21 protein-coding genes and 1 pseudogene are annotated in these 18,613 nt (G+C 74.2%); 17 read left to right on the top strand and 5 right to left on the bottom strand.

The annotated features are described in order from the left end of the window. Nucleotides 1-175: 175 nt before the first annotated feature. Nucleotides 176-727 (top strand): GNAT family protein, encoded by a 552-nt coding sequence (locus AB0L29_RS23300; protein ID WP_365829650.1) that lies wholly within the window; start codon nucleotides 176-178, stop codon nucleotides 725-727. On the opposite strand, the gene AB0L29_RS23295 is transcribed toward AB0L29_RS23300, so the two are convergent. Beyond that, nucleotides 699-1,046 carry a DUF6204 family protein gene (locus AB0L29_RS23295; protein WP_365829657.1) on the bottom strand — a complete coding sequence of 116 codons (348 nt, stop codon included), beginning with the start codon at nucleotides 1,044-1,046 and terminating at the stop codon, nucleotides 699-701. The genes AB0L29_RS23300 and AB0L29_RS23295 overlap by 29 nt on opposite strands. A gap of 64 nt (nucleotides 1,047-1,110) precedes the next feature. Here AB0L29_RS23295 and AB0L29_RS23290 point away from each other — a divergent pair, with 64 nt between their 5' ends. Further along, on the top strand, nucleotides 1,111-2,028 hold the full coding sequence (locus AB0L29_RS23290; protein ID WP_365829649.1) for an arginase family protein: 918 nt from the start codon (nucleotides 1,111-1,113) through the stop codon (nucleotides 2,026-2,028). A 4-nt stretch (nucleotides 2,029-2,032) separates the two neighbouring features. Here AB0L29_RS23290 and AB0L29_RS23285 read toward each other — a convergent pair whose 3' ends face one another. After that, nucleotides 2,033-2,383, bottom strand: a complete 351-nt coding sequence (locus AB0L29_RS23285) for a VOC family protein (RefSeq protein ID WP_365829648.1) — start codon at nucleotides 2,381-2,383, stop codon at nucleotides 2,033-2,035. Here AB0L29_RS23285 and AB0L29_RS23280 point away from each other — a divergent pair. Further along, a pseudogene (locus AB0L29_RS23280) lies at nucleotides 2,267-2,617 on the top strand (hypothetical protein); the annotation flags it as partial. The gene AB0L29_RS23285 and the pseudogene AB0L29_RS23280 overlap by 117 nt on opposite strands. A gap of 313 nt (nucleotides 2,618-2,930) precedes the next feature. Here AB0L29_RS23280 and AB0L29_RS23275 read toward each other — a convergent pair. Then, on the bottom strand, nucleotides 2,931-3,884 hold the full coding sequence (locus AB0L29_RS23275) for an LLM class F420-dependent oxidoreductase (protein ID WP_365829647.1): 954 nt from the start codon (nucleotides 3,882-3,884) through the stop codon (nucleotides 2,931-2,933). Between the two features lie 166 nt (nucleotides 3,885-4,050). Here AB0L29_RS23275 and AB0L29_RS23270 point away from each other — a divergent pair, with 166 nt between their 5' ends. The 13 genes from AB0L29_RS23270 (at nucleotide 4,051) to AB0L29_RS23210 (ending at nucleotide 13,980) form a co-directional block, all read left to right on the top strand. Next, nucleotides 4,051-5,715, top strand: coding sequence for an NAD(P)/FAD-dependent oxidoreductase (locus AB0L29_RS23270; protein WP_365829646.1), 1,665 nt, complete (start codon nucleotides 4,051-4,053; stop codon nucleotides 5,713-5,715). Then, entirely contained in the window at nucleotides 5,712-7,568 is a 1,857-nt protein-coding gene (locus AB0L29_RS23265; RefSeq protein WP_365829645.1) for a transketolase, read from the top strand. Before AB0L29_RS23270 ends, AB0L29_RS23265 begins: the two co-directional genes overlap by 4 nt. Nucleotides 7,569-7,666: 98 nt before the next feature. Next, entirely contained in the window at nucleotides 7,667-8,569 is a 903-nt protein-coding gene (gene ligD / locus AB0L29_RS23260) for a non-homologous end-joining DNA ligase (RefSeq protein ID WP_365829656.1), read from the top strand. Between the two features lie 94 nt (nucleotides 8,570-8,663). Continuing rightward, entirely contained in the window at nucleotides 8,664-9,026 is a 363-nt protein-coding gene (locus AB0L29_RS23255) for a gas vesicle protein (protein ID WP_365829644.1), read from the top strand. Nucleotides 9,027-9,075: 49 nt separating this feature from the next. Then, nucleotides 9,076-9,498 (top strand): gas vesicle structural protein GvpA, encoded by a 423-nt coding sequence (locus AB0L29_RS23250; RefSeq protein ID WP_365829643.1) that lies wholly within the window; start codon nucleotides 9,076-9,078, stop codon nucleotides 9,496-9,498. Continuing rightward, a complete protein-coding gene (locus AB0L29_RS23245) occupies nucleotides 9,495-10,268 on the top strand; it encodes a GvpL/GvpF family gas vesicle protein (RefSeq protein ID WP_365829642.1) in 774 nt (257 codons plus the stop codon). Before AB0L29_RS23250 ends, AB0L29_RS23245 begins: the two co-directional genes overlap by 4 nt. A gap of 4 nt (nucleotides 10,269-10,272) precedes the next feature. Then, nucleotides 10,273-10,536 carry a gas vesicle protein GvpG gene (locus AB0L29_RS23240; protein WP_365829641.1) on the top strand — a complete coding sequence of 88 codons (264 nt, stop codon included), beginning with the start codon at nucleotides 10,273-10,275 and terminating at the stop codon, nucleotides 10,534-10,536. Further along, nucleotides 10,533-11,213 carry a DNA primase gene (locus tag AB0L29_RS23235; protein WP_365829640.1) on the top strand — a complete coding sequence of 227 codons (681 nt, stop codon included), beginning with the start codon at nucleotides 10,533-10,535 and terminating at the stop codon, nucleotides 11,211-11,213. The genes AB0L29_RS23240 and AB0L29_RS23235 overlap by 4 nt, the downstream gene beginning before the upstream one ends. After that, nucleotides 11,210-12,400, top strand: coding sequence for an SRPBCC family protein (locus AB0L29_RS23230; protein ID WP_365829639.1), 1,191 nt, complete (start codon nucleotides 11,210-11,212; stop codon nucleotides 12,398-12,400). Before AB0L29_RS23235 ends, AB0L29_RS23230 begins: the two co-directional genes overlap by 4 nt. After that, nucleotides 12,397-12,732 (top strand): gas vesicle protein, encoded by a 336-nt coding sequence (locus AB0L29_RS23225; RefSeq protein ID WP_365829638.1) that lies wholly within the window; start codon nucleotides 12,397-12,399, stop codon nucleotides 12,730-12,732. The genes AB0L29_RS23230 and AB0L29_RS23225 overlap by 4 nt, the downstream gene beginning before the upstream one ends. After that, nucleotides 12,729-13,517 carry a GvpL/GvpF family gas vesicle protein gene (locus AB0L29_RS23220; protein ID WP_365829637.1) on the top strand — a complete coding sequence of 263 codons (789 nt, stop codon included), beginning with the start codon at nucleotides 12,729-12,731 and terminating at the stop codon, nucleotides 13,515-13,517. The genes AB0L29_RS23225 and AB0L29_RS23220 overlap by 4 nt, the downstream gene beginning before the upstream one ends. Further along, nucleotides 13,514-13,702: a gas vesicle protein gene (locus tag AB0L29_RS23215; protein ID WP_365829635.1), complete on the top strand. Its 189-nt coding sequence runs from the start codon at nucleotides 13,514-13,516 to the stop codon at nucleotides 13,700-13,702. Before AB0L29_RS23220 ends, AB0L29_RS23215 begins: the two co-directional genes overlap by 4 nt. Beyond that, entirely contained in the window at nucleotides 13,699-13,980 is a 282-nt protein-coding gene (locus AB0L29_RS23210) for a gas vesicle protein K (RefSeq protein ID WP_365829634.1), read from the top strand. Before AB0L29_RS23215 ends, AB0L29_RS23210 begins: the two co-directional genes overlap by 4 nt. Nucleotides 13,981-14,170: 190 nt before the next feature. Here the strand turns inward: AB0L29_RS23210 and AB0L29_RS23205 are convergent, their stop codons facing one another. Together AB0L29_RS23205 and AB0L29_RS23200 are read right to left on the bottom strand one after the other, a co-directional pair. Beyond that, entirely contained in the window at nucleotides 14,171-14,992 is an 822-nt protein-coding gene (locus tag AB0L29_RS23205; RefSeq protein WP_365829633.1) for a class I SAM-dependent methyltransferase, read from the bottom strand. 101 nt (nucleotides 14,993-15,093) lie between these two features. Beyond that, on the bottom strand, nucleotides 15,094-16,590 hold the full coding sequence (locus AB0L29_RS23200) for a phosphatase PAP2 family protein (protein WP_365829632.1): 1,497 nt from the start codon (nucleotides 16,588-16,590) through the stop codon (nucleotides 15,094-15,096). 122 nt (nucleotides 16,591-16,712) lie between these two features. On the opposite strand from AB0L29_RS23200, the gene AB0L29_RS23195 reads away from it, so the two are divergent. Then, entirely contained in the window at nucleotides 16,713-18,332 is a 1,620-nt protein-coding gene (locus AB0L29_RS23195) for an ATP-binding cassette domain-containing protein (RefSeq protein WP_365829631.1), read from the top strand. The last annotated feature ends 281 nt before the right edge of the window (nucleotides 18,333-18,613 follow it).

The raw sequence follows: 18,613 nt of genomic DNA, 5'->3' as shown, positions 1-18,613 counted from the left end.
CGCATCCGACAGGATCAACTCGGCCTTCGGCCGCCCAGTACGCGCCACCCCGCAACCCTACACATCTGAACAGAATTCCTGACTCAGAAGACTAGGCGCCCCGGACCGGGAGCGCCGGCGGGAGACGCGGCCGGTCCGACGGCCGGCGCGGCCGGGGTCGACGTAGGGTGGTGGGATGCCCGACAACACCTCCCCCTACCTCGCCGAGGGCCCCCGGGTCGGCATACGCCTCCTCACCCGCGAGGACGGTGCCGAGTTCACCGCCCGCGCCCGGGAGAGCAAGGACCTGCACCGTCCCTGGCTGTTCCCGCCGGACACCGCCCGGGCGTACGCCGCGTACGCGGACCGGCTGATCGAGGACCCGGCCAGGGCCGGGTTCCTGGTCTGCGAGAAGGCCGACGGTGCCATCGCCGGGTTCATCAACATCAACAACATCGTCGAGGGCGCCTTCCGGTGCGGGGCGCTGGGTTACGGCGCCTTCGCGCACGCGGCGGGCCGCGGGCTGATGCGGGAGGGGCTGGAGCTGGTGGTGCGGTACGCCTTCGGGCCGCTGCGCCTGCACCGGCTGGAGATCAACGTCCAGCCCGCCAACACCGCCTCGATCGCCCTGGCCCGCAGGTGCGGCTTCCGGCTCGAGGGCTTCTCGCCGAACATGCTCTTCGTCGACGGGGCGTGGCGCGACCACGAACGCTGGGCGCTCACCGTCGAGATGACCGCTTCCGGTTGACCTTCACCGTGTCCAGGTCCGTGACCGCCGACCTGAGGTCGCGGAACCCGTGGCCGAGGCCGCGAAGCGCCTCGGCCGCCCGGTCCTCGGCGATCGCGGCCGCCATCTCCTCGCCGTCCGCCGCGTCCGAGACCACCACGAACCGCATCGAGAAGTGCTTGAGCGGGGACGGCTGGTACGACAGCGAGCCCTCCTCGGTGAACCGCATGCTGGTCAGGCCGTGGTCGGCGGCCCCGGCGAGCAGCCGGGCGCGGGCCTCGTCGGTGAGGGCGTCCCAGGTGCCCCGCACGATCACGCGGTAGGTGTGCTGCTCGCTCATCGCCGTCCCGTTCTTCGCCCATGGCCGTTGGAGATCCGACTCTACGTCGGCGAGGATGAACCGCATGCGGAATATCGTCGTGCTGGACGCCCCCTCCAACCTGGGCCTGCGCCCGCCCGCCCCCGGCACCGTGCCCGGCTGCCACAAGCTCGCCGGGGCGCTGCGCGACCAGCGGATCGTGCAGCGGCTGCGGGCGCTGGAGGGCGGGGTGGTGGTGCCGCCGCGCTACGACCGCGGCGACTGGCGGGAGGGCGACGGCGTCTTCAACGCGGCCGCCCTCGCCTCCTACACCCGCAAGCTCGCCGACCGCGTCGAACACCACGTCCGCGCCGGGGAGTTCCCCGTCGTCCTGGGCGGCGACTGCTCCATCCAGCTCGGCGCCTCGCTCGCGCTGCGCCGCACCGGGCGGTACGGGCTGGTCGCCGTGGACGCCTCCCCGGACTTCCGCCACCCCGGCAACTCCGACCACGTCGGCGCCGCCGGCGGCGAGGAGGTCGCGCTGGCCACCGGGCGCGGGCAGCGCGACCTGACGGACCTGGAAGGGCTGCGCCCGTACCTGCGGGACGAGGACGTGCGGTTCTTCGGCATCCGCGACTACTTCGAGGAGGAGCGCGCCGAACTCGCCGCCCTGAAGATCCCCGTGGTGACCGTCGGCGACCTGCGCCAGTGGGGCGCCGACGCCCTGGCCCGCGCCGCCGCCCAGTCCTTCGCGGCGCCCGGCCTGGACGGCTTCTGGGTCCACCTGGACGCCGACGTCCTCGACCCGTCCGTCATGCCCGCCGTCGACAGCCCCGACCCGGACGGTCTCAGCCCCGACGAACTCGTCGCCCTGCTGAGGCCGTTGCTGCGGTCCGGGCACTGCGCGGGGCTCACCGTCACCATCTACGACCCCGACCTCGACCCGGAGGGGACGGCGGGCGCCCTGCTGACGGACGTGGTGGTGTCGGCGTTCGCCGACCCCGCCGCCACCGCCGGGTCCTGACGGCTCAGGCGCCGCCGCGGTCCACGTACTCGTACACCGTCCCGTCCGGGTGCCGGGCGATCAGGTTGCGGCCCACCTGGGTCGGGAGCGGGCCCGCGACGATGTCGGCGCCCAGCTCGGTGAGCACGCGGTGGGTCTCCTCCACGTCCTTCACGGCGATCGTCGCCGCGACCCTGCGCAGCACCTCCAGCGCGGCCTCGGGGCCGCTCATCAGCAGGAAGCAGCCGACGGCGGCCACCTGGACGCCGCCCCGCTCGAAACGCAGGGCCCTGCCGCCCGCCAGCCGCTCGTAGAAGGGGATCGCGCTCTCCAGGTCGTCGACGCAGACGCGCAAGGTGGCACCGAGAATCTCCATGCGGACGAGCCTAGTTGCGACGGGCGGGGCAGGAGATCGCTCCACACGATCTCCGCGCGCCCGCGCCCTGCGCGCGGGGCGGCTCTCGGGCTCGCCCTCGGCCTGAGCCTGGCCCTGACGCCGGCCCTGGCTCTCGGCCTGCCCGACCGGGCCGCCGCGCCGGCCACCGCCGCGGTCCTGGGCGCCGCCGCCTGCACGCTGCGCGGCGCCGCCCGCCCCTGTTCCGCCCGGCCGGGGCCCCGGCGCACCGCGGAGACGGCCGCCGAGCGGGACCGCGCGCCCGGCGCCACCCCGCCCGCCACCCCGTTCACCGGGGCGCCCGCCGGGCCGGGCGGCGCCCCGGTCCCGCCGATGCCGAGCCGGATGCCGGGGCGGGCCCGGCCCGCCGCCGGCCTCCGGCCTGTCGCTCGTCGAGGGCGGCCGATCTCCCGGCCGGCCGCCGGCCGCCGGTTCGGCGTGCCGTCGTCCGGCGCGGTCCGCGAGCACCGGCGCTCCGGGGACGCCGGCCGGGGCGGCACGGCCGGCGTCCCCGGAACGCCCGGCCGTCCTACCGGAGCTGCGGCAGCACCTTCGTGCGGTAGAAGTCGAAGAAGCCGCGCATGTCCGGGCCGATCTGGTTGACGTAGATCCGGTCGAAGCCGGCGTCGGCGAACCGCCTCAGCTCGGCGACGTGCTCGTCCACGTCGTCGCCGCACACCCGGTTCTCGCGGACCATGTCCTCGGTGACCAACTGCTGGGCCTGTTCGAAGTGCTTGGGGGAGGGCAGCACCTGGCCCAGCTCGCCCGGCAGCTGTTCGTTGGCCCACAGCCGGTGGACGGTGCGGACGCATTCGTCCCTGTCGGTGCCGTAGCAGACCTTCGTGCCGCCGCTGACCAGCTTCCCGCCGCCCCCGCCCTTGCGGTACTGCTCCACCATCGCCGCGTCCGGCGCGACCGTGATGTAGCCGTCGCCGACGCGGGAGGCGAGCTGGAGCGCCGCCGGGCCGAAGGCGGAGACGTCGATCGGGACCGGCTCGTCCGGGACCGTGTACAGGCGGGCGTTCTCCACCGTGTAGTGCTTGCCGTGGTGGCTGACCTCCTCGCCGGTGAAGAGCCGGCGCATCACCTGGACGGCCTCCTCCAGCATCTCCAGCCGCACGTGCGCGGGCGGCCAGGGGTCGCCGAGGATGTGCTCGTTGAGCGCCTCGCCCGAGCCGACGCCGAGCCGGAAGCGGCCGTTCGTCATCACCGCGCTGGTCGCCGCCGCCTGCGCCACCACCGCGGGGTGCATCCGCACGGTCGGGCAGGTCACCGCCGTCTCGATCGGCAGCGACACGGCCTGGGACAGCGCGCCGATCACCGACCACACGAACGGGCTCTGGCCCTGCTCGTCGTTCCACGGGTGGTAGTGGTCGCTGATCCACAGCGACTGGAAGCCGGCCTGCTCGGCCATCCGCGCCTGCTCGACCAGCTCCGCGGGACCGTACTGCTCGCAGGAGAGGAAGTAGCCGTACTCGGGCATGGGGGAGCGCCTCCGCGACGTGGGGGTCGGTGTCCGGGACCGGGTACCCGGGGGCCGGGCCGGAAACCGGCGGCCGGGGCGGGCCGGGCGGCGGCGGACGTTTGGGTGCCCCGGCCAGGGGGACGCGGAACGTTCACGAGGTACGCGACAGCGCCGGAGGCGAACCGTGAGTCGACCCCGCATCGTGATCGTCGGAGCCGGCTTCGCCGGATACCGCACGGCCCGCACCCTGTCCCGGCTCACCCGGGGCCGCGCCGACATCACCCTGCTCAACCCGACCGACTACTTCCTGTACCTGCCCCTGCTGCCCCAGGTCGCCGCCGGCATCCTGGAGCCGCGCCGGGTCACCGTCTCCCTGTCCGCCACCCTGCCGCACGTGAAGCCGGTACTGGGCGAGGCCGACCGCATCGACCTCGACGGGCGCACCGTGCACTACACCGACCCCGAGGGCGGCGCCGGCACGCTCGGCTACGACCGGCTGGTGCTCGCCGCCGGCAGCGTCAACAAACTGCTGCCCGTTCCCGGGGTCGCCGAGCATGCGCACGGCTTCCGCGGCCTGCCCGAGGCGCTCTACCTGCGCGACCACGTCACCCGCCAGCTGGAAATGGCGGCCGCCGCCGACGACCCGAAGAGCTGCGCCGCCCGGTGCACCTTCGTCGTGGTCGGCGCCGGCTACACCGGCACCGAGGTCGCCGCGCACGGGCAGCTGTTCACCGACGCGCAGGTCCGCGGGCGCCCGCTGCGGCAGGGCATACGGCCGCGCTGGATCCTGCTGGACGTCGCGCCGCGCGTGCTGCCCGAGATGGACGAGAGGCTCTCCGCCACCGCCGGCCGGGTGCTGCGCGAGCGGGGCGTCGACGTGCGGACGGGGACCTCCGTGAAGGAGGCCACCCACGACGGGGTCCTGCTGACCGACGGCGAGTTCGTCGAGACCCGCACCCTGGTGTGGTGCGTGGGCGTACGGCCCGACCCGCTCGCCGAGTCGCTCGGGCTGCCCCTGGAACGCGGCAGGCTGCTGGTCGACCCGCACCTGCAGGTCCCGGGCCGGCCCGAGGTGTTCGCGTGCGGGGACGCGGCGGCGGTGCCCGACCTGGAGAAGCCGGGCGGCTACACGCCGATGACCGCGCAGCACGCCTGGCGGCAGGGCAAGGTCGCGGCGCTGAACGTCGCCGCCTCGCTCGGCAGGGGGAACGGCGAGCTGCGGCCCTACCGCCACCGCGACCTGGGCTTCGTCGTGGACCTGGGCGGCGTCAAGGCCGCCGCGAACCCGCTGGGCGTGCCCCTGTCCGGGGTGGCGGCGGGCGCCGTCACCCGCGGCTACCACCTGGCCGCCATGCCCGGCAACCGCGTCCGGGTCGCCGCCGACTGGCTCCTGGACGCCGTACTGCCGCGCCAGGCCGTGCAGTTGGGGCTCGTCAGGTCCTGGTCGGTGCCGCTGGACACCTCGTCCCCGGAAGTGGCACGGGTGCCGGGCGGGACGGACGGCCCGGGTCCGCGGGGAGCGGGCGACCGGGAGCTGGGCCAGGTGGTGGCCGGCCCCGAGGCACGGCGGCGGGCGGGCCCCCGATCCGGGCCGGGAGCGGCGGCCGCGGCCGGCACCGGCGGCGAGGGGGCGCGTGACCGGCCGGGGGACGAGGCCGCGCGGGCGGGGCAGGGCGACCGCCCGGCGAAGGCCCCGCCGGGCGGTGAACCGGCGAAGACCGAGCCGGGCGGCGAGCCCGCGAGGAACCAGCCCACCCCCCGCCCGCCGGCGGACCAGCCGCCCCCCGGCCCGGACACCGCCCCCGGCCCCGTCAAACGACCCGACGACTCTGCGGAAGGAGACTCATGAACACCGGTGAACTCGTCGAGCTCGGCCAGCAGTTGCGCGTGGACAGCATCCGCGCCGCCGCGGCCGCGGGCTCGGGGCACCCGACGTCCTCGATGTCCGCGGCGGACCTGATGGCCGTCCTCCTCGCGCACCACCTCCGCTACGACTTCGACCGCCCCGCCCACCCGGGCAACGACCGCTTCGTGCTGTCCAAGGGACACGCCTCGCCCCTGCTGTACGCCGCCTACAAGGCGGCCGGCGCCCTCGACGACCGGGAACTGCTCACCTTCCGCGAGCTGGGCAGCCGTCTGGAGGGGCATCCGACACCGCAGCGGCTGCCGTGGGTCGAGACGGCCACCGGCTCGCTCGGACAGGGTCTGCCGGTCGGCGTCGGCATCGCCCTGTCGGGGCAGCGGCTGGAGCGCACCGGCTACCGGGTGTGGGTGCTGTGCGGGGACAGCGAGCTGGCCGAGGGTTCCGTGTGGGAGGCCGCCGAGCACGCCGGGCACGAGCATCTGGACAACCTCACCGTGATCGTCGACGTCAACCGGCTCGGCCAGCGCGGCCCGACCCGGCACGGCCACGACCTTGACGCCTACGCCCGCCGCTTCCAGGCCTTCGGCTGGCACACCGTCGAGGTGGACGGGCACGACGTCGACGCGATCGACCGCGCCTACGGCGAGGCGGCCTCCACCAAGGGCCAGCCCACCGCGATCCTCGCCCGCACCCTGAAGGGCAGGGGCGTCGAGGCCGTCCAGGACCGCGAGGGCCTGCACGGCAAGCCGCTGCCGGACGCCGACGAGGCGATCGCCGAACTCGGCGGCCCGCGCGACCTGCGCGTCGAGGTGCACCAGCCGTCCGCCGCCCGCATGCTGCACTCCGTGACCACCGGCAGCGTCGACCTGCCCCGCTGGGACAAGGGCGACCCCGGGAAAGGCGTGGCCACCCGCGACGCCTTCGGGCAGGCGCTGGCCGCCCTCGGCACCGGACGCGGCGACGTCGTCGCCCTGGACGGCGAGGTGGGCGACTCCACGCGGACCGAGTTCTTCGCCAAGGAGCACCCCGACCGCCACTTCGAGTGCTACATCGCCGAGCAGCAGCTGGTCGCCACGGCGGTGGGACTCGCCGCGCGCGGCTGGGTGCCGTACGCCGCCACGTTCGCGGCCTTCCTCACGCGCGCGTACGACTTCGTGCGCATGGCCTCGATCAGCGGTTCCGGCATCAACCTGGTCGGCTCGCACGCGGGTGTCGCCATCGGCCAGGACGGACCCAGCCAGATGGGCCTGGAGGACCTGGCGATGATGCGGGCGGTGCACGGTTCCACCGTGCTGTACCCGTGCGACGCCAACCAGACCGCGCGGCTGGTCGGCGCGATGGCGGGTCTTGAGGGCGTGCGCTATCTGCGCACCTCGCGCGGCGAGAGCCCCGTGATCTACGGTCCCGACGAGGACTTCCCGGTGGGCGGCAGCAAGGTGCTGCGCTCCTCCGACCGGGACCGGATGACCATCGTCGCGGCCGGGGTCACCGTGCACGAGGCGCTGGCCGCCGCCGACGCCCTGGAGCAAGAGGGCATCCCGGTCCGCGTGATCGACCTGTACTCCGTCAAGCCCGTCGACCGGGCCACGCTGCGGCAGGCCGCCGAGGAGACCGGCTGCCTGATCACCGTGGAGGACCACCACCCCGAGGGCGGCATCGGCGACGCGGTCTGCGAGGCCTTCCTCGACGGGCGTCCCGTGCCCCGGCTGGTGCGGCTCGCCGTGCGGACGATGCCGGGCTCGGCCTCCCCGGCCGAGCAGCTGCACGCGGCGGGCATCGACGCGGAGTCGATCGCGGCGGCCGGGCGGCTGCTGGTGGAGGAGGCGGTCGTGCCGTGAGCCGTGACGGTCGTGCCGTGAACGCGGACGGTCCCGGGGCGGGCGGCGACGGCACGAGGAGGGTGCGGGCCGCGGCGGGCGGCGACGGCACGCGGACGGTGCGGGCCGGCCGCCGCACGCTGCGGCTCCACCGCCCGGACAAGGTGCTCTTCCCCGGGAACGGGGACGCCGAGCAGTACACCAAGGGCGACCTGGCCGACTACCACCGGGCCGTCGCCCCGTTCATGCTGCCGCACCTGCGCGGCCGGCCGCTGATGCTGGAGCGGCACCCGGACGGCATCGACGGTCCGCGGTTCATGCAGAAGAACACCCCGGAGCACTACCCGGAGTGGATCAGACGCGTGGAGCTGGCGAAGGAGGGCGGCACCGTCCACCACACCGTCTGCGACGACACCGCAGCCCTCCTCTACCTCGTCGACCAGGCGAGCATCACCGTGCACCGCTGGCTGTCCCGCGCCGACGGCGCGGAGTGCCCCGACCGGATGGTCTTCGACCTCGACCCGGCGGGCGAGGACTTCCCGGCGGTGCGGGAGGCGGCCCGGCTGCTCGGGGAGCTGCTCGACGGGATCGGCCTGCCCTCGGCGCTGATGACCACCGGGTCGCGCGGACTGCACGTGATCGTGCCGCTGGACGGCCGTCACGGCTTCGACGAGGTGCGCGCCTTCGCCCGGGAGGTCGCCGACACGCTCGTCGAGGACCGTCCCGACCGGTTCACCACCGCGGCCCGCAAGAAGGACCGCGGTGCGCGGCTCTACCTGGACGTGCAGCGCAACGGCTACGCGCAGACCGCGGTCGCGCCCTACACGGTGCGCGCCCTCCCCGGCGCGCCGGTGGCCACCCCGATCTCCTGGGACCAGCTCGACGACCCCGGCCTGCACGCCCGCCGCTGGACCGTCGCCGACGCCGTCGAGCAGGCCCGCACCGACCCCTGGGCCGGGCTCCCGCGCCGCGGCCGGGCCCTGGGACCCGCCCGGCGGCGGCTGAGAGCCCTGCGCGGCTGACCCCGTCCGGGCCGCTGAGCAGGGACGCGGCAGATGCGTGCCGCCGCGGAGGTTTGGCGAACACGCTTGCGGCCACACGAAGGGGGAGGTGGCCATGTCGAACACACACAACACGCAAGAGTCACAGAGTTCACAGGAATCCCATAGCTCTCACAAATCCACCGACAAACGCACGGCGGACCGCCGTCCGAGTCCCATGGAGGTGCTGCGCCAGGCGCGCAGCCAGCTGGCGGAACTCACCGGCATGACCGCCGAGTCCGTGTCGTCCTTCGAGCAGACGGAGGAGGGCTGGGCACTGGAGGTCGAGGTCCTCGAACTCGAGCGGGTCCCGGACACGATGAGCCTGATGGCGAGCTATCAGGTGGAGCTCGATCCCGAGGGACAGCTCACCGGTTACCGGCGTGTCCGCCGCTACGAGCGGGGACGGTCCGACGCGCGCAGGTCCGGCGGCCGCTAGGCCGCCCGACCGCAGGCACACCCACGACACAGGAGGAGGGACAGTCGGCATGACAGTCGTACCGGCACAGCAGACCGGCGGCGGAGGCGGCAGCAGCGGCCTCTACGACGTGCTCGAACTTGTTCTGGACAGGGGGCTGGTGATCGACGCGTTCGTGCGGGTCTCCCTGGTCGGCATCGAAATTCTGAAGATAGACGTGCGGGTCGTCGTCGCCAGCGTCGACACCTATCTGCGCTTCGCCGAGGCGTGCAACCGGCTCGACCTGGAGTCCGGGCCGCGCAAGAGCCCGGGCCTGCCCGAGATCGTCGGGGATATCACCGAGTCCGGCGCCCGCGGCAAGTCCAAGGGGGCGCTCTCCGGCGCCGCCCAGACCATCTCCGACGCTTTCAAGCAGGCCCGTGAGGAAGGCGAGGCGGAGCCGCGCCGCGCCCGCAAGACCAGCTCCGCACGCCGGAAGGAGGAGCAGGAGTGAGCACGTACGTCTACGGCATCGCCGCGAGTTCGCACCCCGCCCTTCCCGAGGGCATGGGCGGTGTCGGCGACCCGCCGAGCCCGGTGCGCATCCTGAAGGAGGGCGAGCTGGCGGCGATCGTCAGCGACGCCCCCGAGGACCTGCGTCCCAAGCGCAGGGACCTGCTCGCCCACCAGAACGTGCTCAGCGAGGCGGGCGCGGCCGCCTGCGTGCTGCCCATGCGGTTCGGCAGCGTCGCCCCGGACGACGAGTCGGTCACCGGGGTGCTCGCCGAGCGCGTCGAGCACTACAAGGAGCGCCTGCAGGCGCTGGACGGCCGGGTCGAGTACAACATCAAGGCCAACCACGTCGAGGAGGCCGTCCTGCACCGGGTGATGGCCGAGAGGGCGGAGATCCGCTCGCTCGCGGAGGCCAACCGGCAGGCCGGCGGCGGCAGCTACGAGGACAAGCTGCGGCTCGGCGAGATGGTCGCGGCCGCCGTCAAGGACAAGGAGGCCGAGGACGCCACCGTGCTGCAGGAGGCGCTGGAGCCGGCGGCCGAGGCCGTGAGCGTGGGTCCGGAGTCCACGGGCTGGCTCGCCAACGTGTCGTTCCTCGTCGACCGGGCGTCGGCCGAGAACTTCCTGGCCGCCGTGGAACAGGCCCGTAAGGACATGCCGCACCTGGAGGTGCGGGTCAACGGCCCGCTGCCGCCGTACAGCTTCGTCGAGCCCGGCCCAACCGAGCCGGCCGGCACCGCGGTCGGTGGCGCGGGCACCGGAGCGGGGTGACGACGTGGGCCTGATCTCTGAGGTGCTGCTGCTGCCGTTCGCGCCGGTGCGCGGCAGCGCCTGGGCCATCAGACAAGCGCTCCAGGAAGCCGAGCGGATCTATTACGACCCCGCCACGGTCCGGGCCGAACTGGCCCGGCTCGAGGAGCGGCTGGAGGCCGGAGAGATCACCGAGGAGGAGTTCGACCGCATCGAGGACGAACTCCTCGACCGGCTGGAGATCGCTTCGCGCAGGAGCGCGGGAACGGGCAACGGGACGACACCATGAACCGAGTGGGACTGGGCCTCGCCGTAGGGGCCGGATACCTCCTGGGACGCACCAAGAAGCTGAAACTGGCCCTCGCCGTGGGCACCGCGGTGGCCGGCAAGCGGATGCACCTGAGCCCGAAGGCGCTCGCCGAGCTCGCCTCCCAGCAGCTGAAGGCCAACCCGCAGTTCAAGGAGATCGGGGACCAGCTGCGTCAGGACCTGCGCGGGGTCGGCAAGGCCGCCTCCGGCGCCATGGTCGAGCGGCAGATCGACGCGCTCGCCGACCGGCTGCACGGCCGGACGGCCCAGGTGCGCGAGCAGCTGTCCGGCGTGGTGCCGGGGGCGTCCGGCCGCGGCGCCCGGGACGAGGAGCCCGGGGCCGAGGAGGAGGAGCCGGAACCGGAGGACGAGCAGCGCGAGGCCGAGGAGCCGGAGGACTCCGGACCGCGCGACGAGGAAGAGGACTCCGGGCCGCGCGACGAGGAGGGGGGACGGCGGGCGCCGTCCAGGACCCCCGCCAAGAAGACGGCCAAGAGGGCGGCGAAGAAGGCCCCTGCCAAGAAGACGGCGGCCAAGAAGACGGCGGCCAGGAAGACCACGGCCGGGAAGACCGCCGCGAAGCCGGCGGGCAAGAAGGCGGCCGAGGGCACGGGCGGCGCCCGGGCCAGGCTGCCGAAGGGAGGCGGTGAGCGATGACCGAGACGCTCGGATCGGCGTCCTCCGCCGCACGCGGGGCGACGAAGAACCCGCTCGCCGACCTGGCCCAGAGCGAGGCCGCCGACCGGCTCAAGGCGGAGGTGCAGGAGTACCTCGCCGCCCAGGCCACCCGGCTGCTGACCGGCGTGGGCCGCAAGCTGGGCGAGACCACGGGCAAGCTCAACGACATCGCCGAGGGCAAGAGCCCGGGCTTCGCCAAGCTCGCCCTCGACGGCGGCCGCAAGCTCGCCGAGGGCAAGGGGCCGCTGCGCGCCGCCCTGGAGACCGGCGGGTCGCACCTCAAGGACAAGGTGACGGGCGCGGTGAAGAACCTGGGGGGCGGCAAGCGCAAGCGCGGCACGGGCAGTAAGCCCACCGTCATCATCGAGCACATCGACGTGGGCGTGCCGCTGCGCACCGCGTACGACCAGTGGACCCAGTACCAGAGCTTCAGCACCTTCGCCAAGGGCGTCAAGAGCGCGAGCCGCTCCGACGACACCACCTCCGACTGGCAGGCGAAGGTCTGGTGGTCCAACCGCAGCTGGAAGGCGAAGACGACCGAGCAGGTGCCCGACGACCGCATCGCCTGGACGTCGGAGGGCGCCAAGGGCACGACCAAGGGCGTCGTCTCCTTCCACCGCCTGGCCGACAACCTCACCCGCATCCTGCTGGTCATCGAGTACTACCCCACGGGCCTCTTCGAGAAGACCGGCAACATCTGGCGCGCCCAGGGCCGCCGGGCCCGGCTCGACCTGAAGAACTTCGCCCGCTTCATCACCCTCAAGGGCGAGGCGGAGGACAGCTGGCGCGGTGAGATCCGCGACGGCGAGGTCGTGCGCAGCCACGAGGACGCGCTCGCCGAGGAGGAGAGCGAGGAGTCCGAGGAGAACGGGGAGGACACCGGCGAGGAGTCCGAGGAGGACCGCGCCGAGGACGAGTACGACGAGGAGGAGCCGGAGGAGGAAGAGGAGGAGCAGGACGAGGACGTACCCGAGGGCGGGTACGAGGACGAGGAGGAGCCCGAGGGCGAGGAGGAACCCGAGGGCGAGTACGAGGACGGGTACGAGGACGAGCCCGAGGCGGAGGCCGAGGACACGGACGAGGACGAGGAAGACGAAGAGGCCGGGGAAGAGGACGAGGAGGAAGGCGCGTACGAGGACGAGCCTGAGGGAGGGAGCCGGCGATGACGATGTCCAGCCGGCTCCCCGAGCCCTACGGGCAGGGCGGCGGCGCCAATCTCGCCGACATCCTCGAACGAGTCCTCGACAAGGGCGTCGTCATCGCCGGCGACATCCGCATCAACCTGCTCGACATCGAGCTCCTCACCATCAAGCTGCGCCTGATCGTCGCCTCCGTCGACAAGGCGAAGGAGATGGGCATCGACTGGTGGGAGAGCGACCCGGCATTGTCCTCGAAGGCCCGTCGCGACGAACTGGCCCGCGAGAACGCGGAGTTGCGCGCACGACTGGAGCGGCTGGAACAACTGGAGCCGAGCCGCAGACAGGAGGAGACACCTTGACCGGACTGCGGTACGTCTACGCCGTCTGCCGTCCCTTCGGCACGCCGCTCCAGGCCCAGCTGAGCGGGGTGGCGGGCGACCCGCCCCGGGTGCTCACCCACCACGGCCTCGTCGCCGTCGTCAGCCACGTCCCGGAGCAGGACTTCGCGGAGGGGCCGCTGCGCGCCCATCTGGAGGACCTCGACTGGCTGACCGCGACGGCCCGCGCCCACCAGGGCGTGATCGACGCGCTGACCACCGTGACGACCCCGCTGCCGCTGCGGCTCGGCACCGTCTTCCTGGACGACAGCGGCGTCCGCACGATGATCGAGGAACGCGAGGACGACTTCCGGCGCACGCTCGACCGGCTGGAGGGCCGGGTGGAGTGGGGCGTCAAGGTGTACCTGGAGGCCGAGCCCGCGCGCGCCGCCGCCCCGGCCCCGCAGAAACCGGCGTCGGGCCGCGACTACCTGCGGCAGCGGCGCATGCAGACCAGGTCCCACGAGGAGACGTGGCAGCGGGCGGAGGAGTTCGCGACCCGGCTGCACCAGACGCTTTCCGCGTATGCCGAGGACTCCCGGCTGCACGCGCCGCAGAACCCCGCGCTCTCCGGGAGCTCCGGGCGCAACGTGCTCAACGCCGCCTATCTCGTGCCGCGCGCGCGTTCGGAGGAGTTCGTGGAGATGGTCGACCGGACCAAGGACGAGGCGCCCGGGATCCGCGTCGAACTCACCGGCCCGTGGGCGGCCTACTCCTTCGCCGGCGAGGAGACGGGCCAGGAGGAGAACGAGGGGGGCCGGCCGTGACCGTGGTCGAACGCCGTGAGATCGCCCTGGTGGACCTCCTCGACCGGCTGCTCGCCGGCGGAGTCGTGATCACCGGGGACATCACGCTGCGCATCGCGGACGTCGACCTCGTCCGCATCGATCTCAACGCGCTCATCAGCTCGGTGAACGCGAACGTGCCCTCCCCCTTCGGAGATCTGTCGTGACCCCGCGCAAGCGGCTCGACCTCGAGCCCGACACCGTCGAACGCGACCTCGTCAAGCTCGTCCTGACCGTGGTGGAACTGCTGCGCCAGCTCATGGAGCGCCAGGCGCTGCGCCGGTTCGACGAGGGGGACCTGAGCGAGGAGCAGGAGGAACGCGTCGGGCTCACGCTGATGCTGCTCGAGGAGCGGATGGCGGAGCTGCGCGAGCGCTACGGCCTGCGGCCCGAGGACCTGAACCTCGACCTCGGCCCCCTCGGACCCCTGCTTCCCCGGGACTGAACCCGCCGGGTCCTTCCCGAAGCGGCCCTCCCCTCGGGGAAGGGCCGCTTCGGCGCACGCGCCACCTGTACCGGCGGCCCCTGCCCCTGTCCTTATCCCTGTCCCTCTACCTCTACCTGTCCCTGCCCGTGCTCCGGGTCGCGGCCGAGCCGTGGAGGAAGGACCCCGGCAGCCGCACGGCGCGTGCGGCTCAGGCTCCCACGCGGCAGAGGATCTCCCCGTGCAGCACACCGAACCAGCCGTCCTCCCGGCCGCCCCACTCCCGCCAGGCCGCGGCCACCGCACGCAACGTCTCCTCGGTCGCGTGCCCGCCCTCGACGGCCAGCCGGGCGTAGTCCGAGGCGACGGTCCGGTCCGCCCACAGTCCGCTCCACCAGGCCCGCTCGTCCGGCGCCGAGAAGGTCCAGGTGCTTGAGGTGGCCGTGACGTCCGCGAACCCGGCCCGCAGCGCCCAGGACTTCAGCCGGCGCCCGGCGTCCGGCTCGCCGCCGTTGGCGCGTGCCACCCGGCGGTAGAGGTCCAGCCACTCGTCCATCCCCGGTGAGGCGGGATACCAGGTCATGGCCGCGTAGTCGGCGTCCCGGACGGCGACGAGCCCGCCCGGCCCGGTGACCCGCCGCATCTCGCGCAGCGCCCGCACGGGATCCCCCACGTGCTGGAGCACCTGGTGGGCGTGGACCACGTGGAAGGCGCCGTCGGGGAAGTCCAGGGCGTGCACGTCGGCCACCGCGAAGTCGACGTTGGCCAGACCGCGCGCCTCGGCGGTGGCCCGGGCCTGCTCCAGCACCCCCGGGGCGCGGTCGACCCCGGTGACGTGCCCGTCGGGGACGAGCTCGGCGAGGTCGGCGGTGATGGTGCCCGGCCCGCACCCGATGTCCAGGATCCTCATGCCGGGCCGCAGCGAGCCGAGCAGGTAGGCCGCGGAGTTGGCGGCGGTGCGCCAGGTGTGCGAGCGCAGCACCGACTCGTGGTGCCCGTGCGTGTAGACGGCGGTCTCCTGTGGTCCGGACATGGCGGACGCCCACCCCTTCTCGTCTGGTCGGGACGGACACCACCGTACGCGCGTCGACCGAATGACGAGACCCGAATCTCACTCTGTGGACTGCCGGATCGTCAGCGGCCTGCCATCGGCCGGTACACGGTCAGCGCCTCGGGCAGCTTCTCCAGCGTCACCCGCCCCTCCACCTCGGTGACCTCACCGTCGTAGGCGAGCAGCGTGCCCGGCACCACGTGGTCCAGCCGCAGCCGCCTCACCTGGACCGCGGCGTGGGCGGGGGAGCGGGTCAGCGGACCGGCGAGGGCCGCGGCCAGCAGCCGCGCGGCGGGCCGCCGGCCGCCGTGCACCACCCGCACGTCGAGCTGCCCGTCGGCGAGGTCCACACGGCGGCCCGGCGCCAGCCCCATCCGGTGGTACGTGCCGTTGCCCGCGAACAGCAGCCACAGCGGGCGGGCGCGGCCCCGGAACTCCGCCTCCAGCGGATGCCGGTCGGCCCGCAGCACGCGCAGGGCCGCGAGCACCCCGGCCGGCCAGCCGCCGATCCGGTGCGACCAGCGGTCCCGCTCGCGCACCAGCTCCGGATAGACGCCCAGGCTGCAGGTGTTGAGGAAGACGCCCTGCTGCCCGCTGCTGCTGAACCGGCCCACGTCCACGCGCACCGCGTCGCCGTCGCGCAGGGCGCGGGCCAGGTCCCGCACGTCCTCCACGCCGATGTCCAGGGCGAAGTGGTTGAGGGTCCCGCCGGGCAGCACCGCCAGGGGCAGGCCGTGGCGCAGGGCGACACGGGCGGCGGCGTTCACGGTGCCGTCGCCGCCGCACACCCCGAGGACCCGCGCACGGGCCGCGGCCTTCTCCAGCTCCGCCGGGACGTCGGCCGGCTCGCACTCGACGACCTCGGCGCGGGGCAGCTCGTCCCGCACGGCGCGGGCGCGGTCGGCGGTACCGGAGGCGGTGTTCGCCACGAGGATCAGCCCCGCACCGTCCGGCAGGGCCGGCACGTCGGCGCGGGGCCGGGCCGGCGGGACCGCCTGGGACCGCGTCGGCACCAGGCCCCGCACGGCGAACGCGGCCCCCACGCCCAGCGCCGCGCCCGCCAGGACGTCGCTCGGGAAGTGGACGCCGGTGTAGACGCGGGAGAGGGCGACCGAGGCGGCCACCGGGGCGACGGCCGCGCCCCAGGCCGGGGACTCCAGCGCGACACCGGTCGCGAACGCGGCCGCCGACGCGGAGTGGCCGGAGGGGAACGACGTGGTGATCGGCTGCCGCCTCAACTGCCGCACCAGCGGCACCGGGTCGAGCAGCGGGCGGGGCCGGCGGACCGTGCGCTTGCCGAGGGTGTTGATGGTCAGCGAGGCCAGGCCGAGCGAGGCCAGCCCCCGCGCCGCGGCCCGGCGGCCCCTGGGCGTGCGCGCTGCGGCCATCGCGGCGGCCGCCGCGCACCACAGCACACCGTGGTTCGCGCCGCGGCTCAGCCGGGGCAGCACGGGGTCGGCACCGGGCCAGCGGCGGGCGGCGACGGCCTCGAACAGACGGCGGTCCAGGGCGAGGAAACGGCCGAGCAGGAGGTGGTGCCCGGGCCGGGAGACGGTCAGATCCACGTCGGGGGTCGTCATGCCATGCGGATACCCGGTGGGGGCGGTTTCCTGCCCGGGGCCCCGCCCCGCCTCCGCCACCCGGGGGCACCGTCGGTAAAAGCGTTTGCCCGGTCCTCCCGCCGCCCACAGAATCGCTCCCCATGGGCCACATCGAAGCAGCGCACCTGGAGTACTGCCTCCCCGACGGGAGGGCCCTGCTCGGCGACGTGTCCTTCCGGGTGGGGGAAGGGGGCGTCACGGCCCTGGTCGGCCCGAACGGGGCGGGCAAGACCACCCTGCTCCGCCTCCTGGCCGGTGAGCTGAAGCCGCACGGCGGATCGGTCACCGTCAGCGGCGGCCTCGGCGTGATGCGGCAGTTCGTGGGGTCCGTACGGGACGACACGACCGTACGCGACCTGCTCGTCTCCGTCGCACCGCCCCGCATCCGCGACGCGGCCCGGGCCGTCGACAGGGCCGAGCACGCGATCATGACCGTCGACGACGAGGCCGCCCAGCTCGACTACGCCCAGGCCCTCGCCGACTGGGCCGAGGCGCGCGGCTACGAGGCCGAGACGCTGTGGGACGTGTGCACCACGGCCGCGCTCGGCGTCCCGTACGAACGGGCGCAGTGGCGCATGGTCCGCACCCTGTCCGGCGGCGAGCAGAAGCGGCTCGTCCTGGAGGCCCTGCTGCGCGGCACCGACGAGGTGCTGCTCCTGGACGAGCCCGACAACTACCTCGACGTGCCGGGCAAGCGCTGGCTGGAGGACAGGCTCGCCGAGACCCGCAAGACCGTCCTGCTGGTCTCGCACGACCGCGAACTCCTCGCCCGCGCCGCCCGGCGCATCGTCTCCCTGGAACCGGGCCCGGCCGGCGCCGACGCCTGGGTGCACGGCGGCGGCTTCGCCACCTACCACCAGGCCCGCCGGGAACGCTTCGCCCGCTTCGAGGAGCTGCGCAGGCGCTGGGACGAGAAGCACGCCCAGCTGAGGAAGCTGGTCCTGACCCTGCGCCAGGCGGCCGCCGTCAGCCACGAGATGGCCTCCCGCTACCAGGCCGCCCAGACCCGCCTGCGCAAGTTCGAGGAGGCCGGGCCCCCGCCGGAGCCGCCGCGCGAGCAGGACATCAGGATGCGGCTCAAGGGCGGCCGTACCGGCGTACGCGCCGTGGTGTGCGAGCGCCTGGAGCTCACCGGCCTGATGAAGCCCTTCGACCTGGAGGTCCGCTACGGCGAGCGCGTCGCCGTGCTCGGCTCCAACGGCTCCGGCAAGTCGCACTTCCTGCGCCTGCTCGCCGGGGAGGACGTGGCGCACACGGGGGAGTGGAGGCTGGGCGCGCGGGTCGTGCCCGGGTACTTCGCGCAGACGCACGCGCACCCCGAGCCGGCGGGCCGCACGCTCCTGGACATCCTCTGGAGCGAGCACGCCCAGGACCGCGGCGCGGCCATGTCCCGGCTGCGCCGCTACGAGCTGACCCACCAGGCGGAGCGGACGTTCGACCGGCTGTCCGGCGGCCAGCAGGCCCGTTTCCAGATCCTCCTGCTGGAGCTCCGGGGCGCCACGGCCCTGCTGCTCGACGAGCCGACCGACAACCTCGACCTGGAGTCGGCCGAGGCGCTCCAGGAGGGCCTGGAGGCGTTCGAGGGCACGGTCCTCGCGGTCACGCACGACCGCTGGTTCGCCCGCTCCTTCGACCGCTACCTCGTCTTCGGCGGCGACGGCCGGGTCCGGGAGACCCCGGAGCCGGTGTGGGACGAGCGACGGGTGGAGCGGGCGCGGTAGCCCTCGCTCCGGGGCGGCTCCGGCCGCCCGCCCCTGCTCCGGGGCGGCGGCCCGGACCCGGGCTCCGCGGCTCCCGCCCGGCGGTCGCCCCGGCTGGCGGGTGCCCCGGCCGCCGGGTGCCCCGGTTGGCGGGTGCCCGGCCGCCGGGTGCCGCCCGCGTGCCGGGCCCTCCGTGTGCCGCGGAGGCGCCGGCGCATCCGGAGGCCCGGGGGCCGGGCTGTCCGTAGAGTGGAGGCGGGAAGGCGGGATCCATGGCTTCCTCCCCGACGCCGTTCGGGAGT

The sequence above is a fragment of the Streptomyces sp. NPDC052701 genome (genome assembly GCF_040678355.1).
Classification (GTDB): Bacteria; Actinomycetota; Actinomycetes; order Streptomycetales; family Streptomycetaceae; genus Streptomyces.
Note: the sequence above shows the minus strand (reverse complement) of the source record. Positions and strands in the feature narration are given on the sequence as shown.

Excerpts from the sequence above, each read along its gene's own strand:
- AB0L29_RS23300 (WP_365829650.1), top strand. The coding sequence starts at position 176 with ATGCCCGACAACACCTCCCCCTACCTCGCCGAGGGCCCCCGGGTCGGC.
- AB0L29_RS23295 (WP_365829657.1), bottom strand. The coding sequence starts at position 1,046 with ATGAGCGAGCAGCACACCTACCGCGTGATCGTGCGGGGCACCTGGGAC.
- AB0L29_RS23290 (WP_365829649.1), top strand. The coding sequence starts at position 1,111 with ATGCGGAATATCGTCGTGCTGGACGCCCCCTCCAACCTGGGCCTGCGC.
- AB0L29_RS23285 (WP_365829648.1), bottom strand. The coding sequence starts at position 2,383 with ATGGAGATTCTCGGTGCCACCTTGCGCGTCTGCGTCGACGACCTGGAG.
- AB0L29_RS23275 (WP_365829647.1), bottom strand. The coding sequence starts at position 3,884 with ATGCCCGAGTACGGCTACTTCCTCTCCTGCGAGCAGTACGGTCCCGCG.
- AB0L29_RS23265 (WP_365829645.1), top strand. The coding sequence starts at position 5,712 with ATGAACACCGGTGAACTCGTCGAGCTCGGCCAGCAGTTGCGCGTGGAC.
- AB0L29_RS23255 (WP_365829644.1), top strand. The coding sequence starts at position 8,664 with ATGTCGAACACACACAACACGCAAGAGTCACAGAGTTCACAGGAATCC.
- AB0L29_RS23250 (WP_365829643.1), top strand. The coding sequence starts at position 9,076 with ATGACAGTCGTACCGGCACAGCAGACCGGCGGCGGAGGCGGCAGCAGC.
- AB0L29_RS23235 (WP_365829640.1), top strand. The coding sequence starts at position 10,533 with ATGAACCGAGTGGGACTGGGCCTCGCCGTAGGGGCCGGATACCTCCTG.
- AB0L29_RS23230 (WP_365829639.1), top strand. The coding sequence starts at position 11,210 with ATGACCGAGACGCTCGGATCGGCGTCCTCCGCCGCACGCGGGGCGACG.
- AB0L29_RS23225 (WP_365829638.1), top strand. The coding sequence starts at position 12,397 with ATGACGATGTCCAGCCGGCTCCCCGAGCCCTACGGGCAGGGCGGCGGC.
- AB0L29_RS23205 (WP_365829633.1), bottom strand. The coding sequence starts at position 14,992 with ATGTCCGGACCACAGGAGACCGCCGTCTACACGCACGGGCACCACGAG.
- AB0L29_RS23200 (WP_365829632.1), bottom strand. The coding sequence starts at position 16,590 with ATGACGACCCCCGACGTGGATCTGACCGTCTCCCGGCCCGGGCACCAC.
- AB0L29_RS23195 (WP_365829631.1), top strand. The coding sequence starts at position 16,713 with ATGGGCCACATCGAAGCAGCGCACCTGGAGTACTGCCTCCCCGACGGG.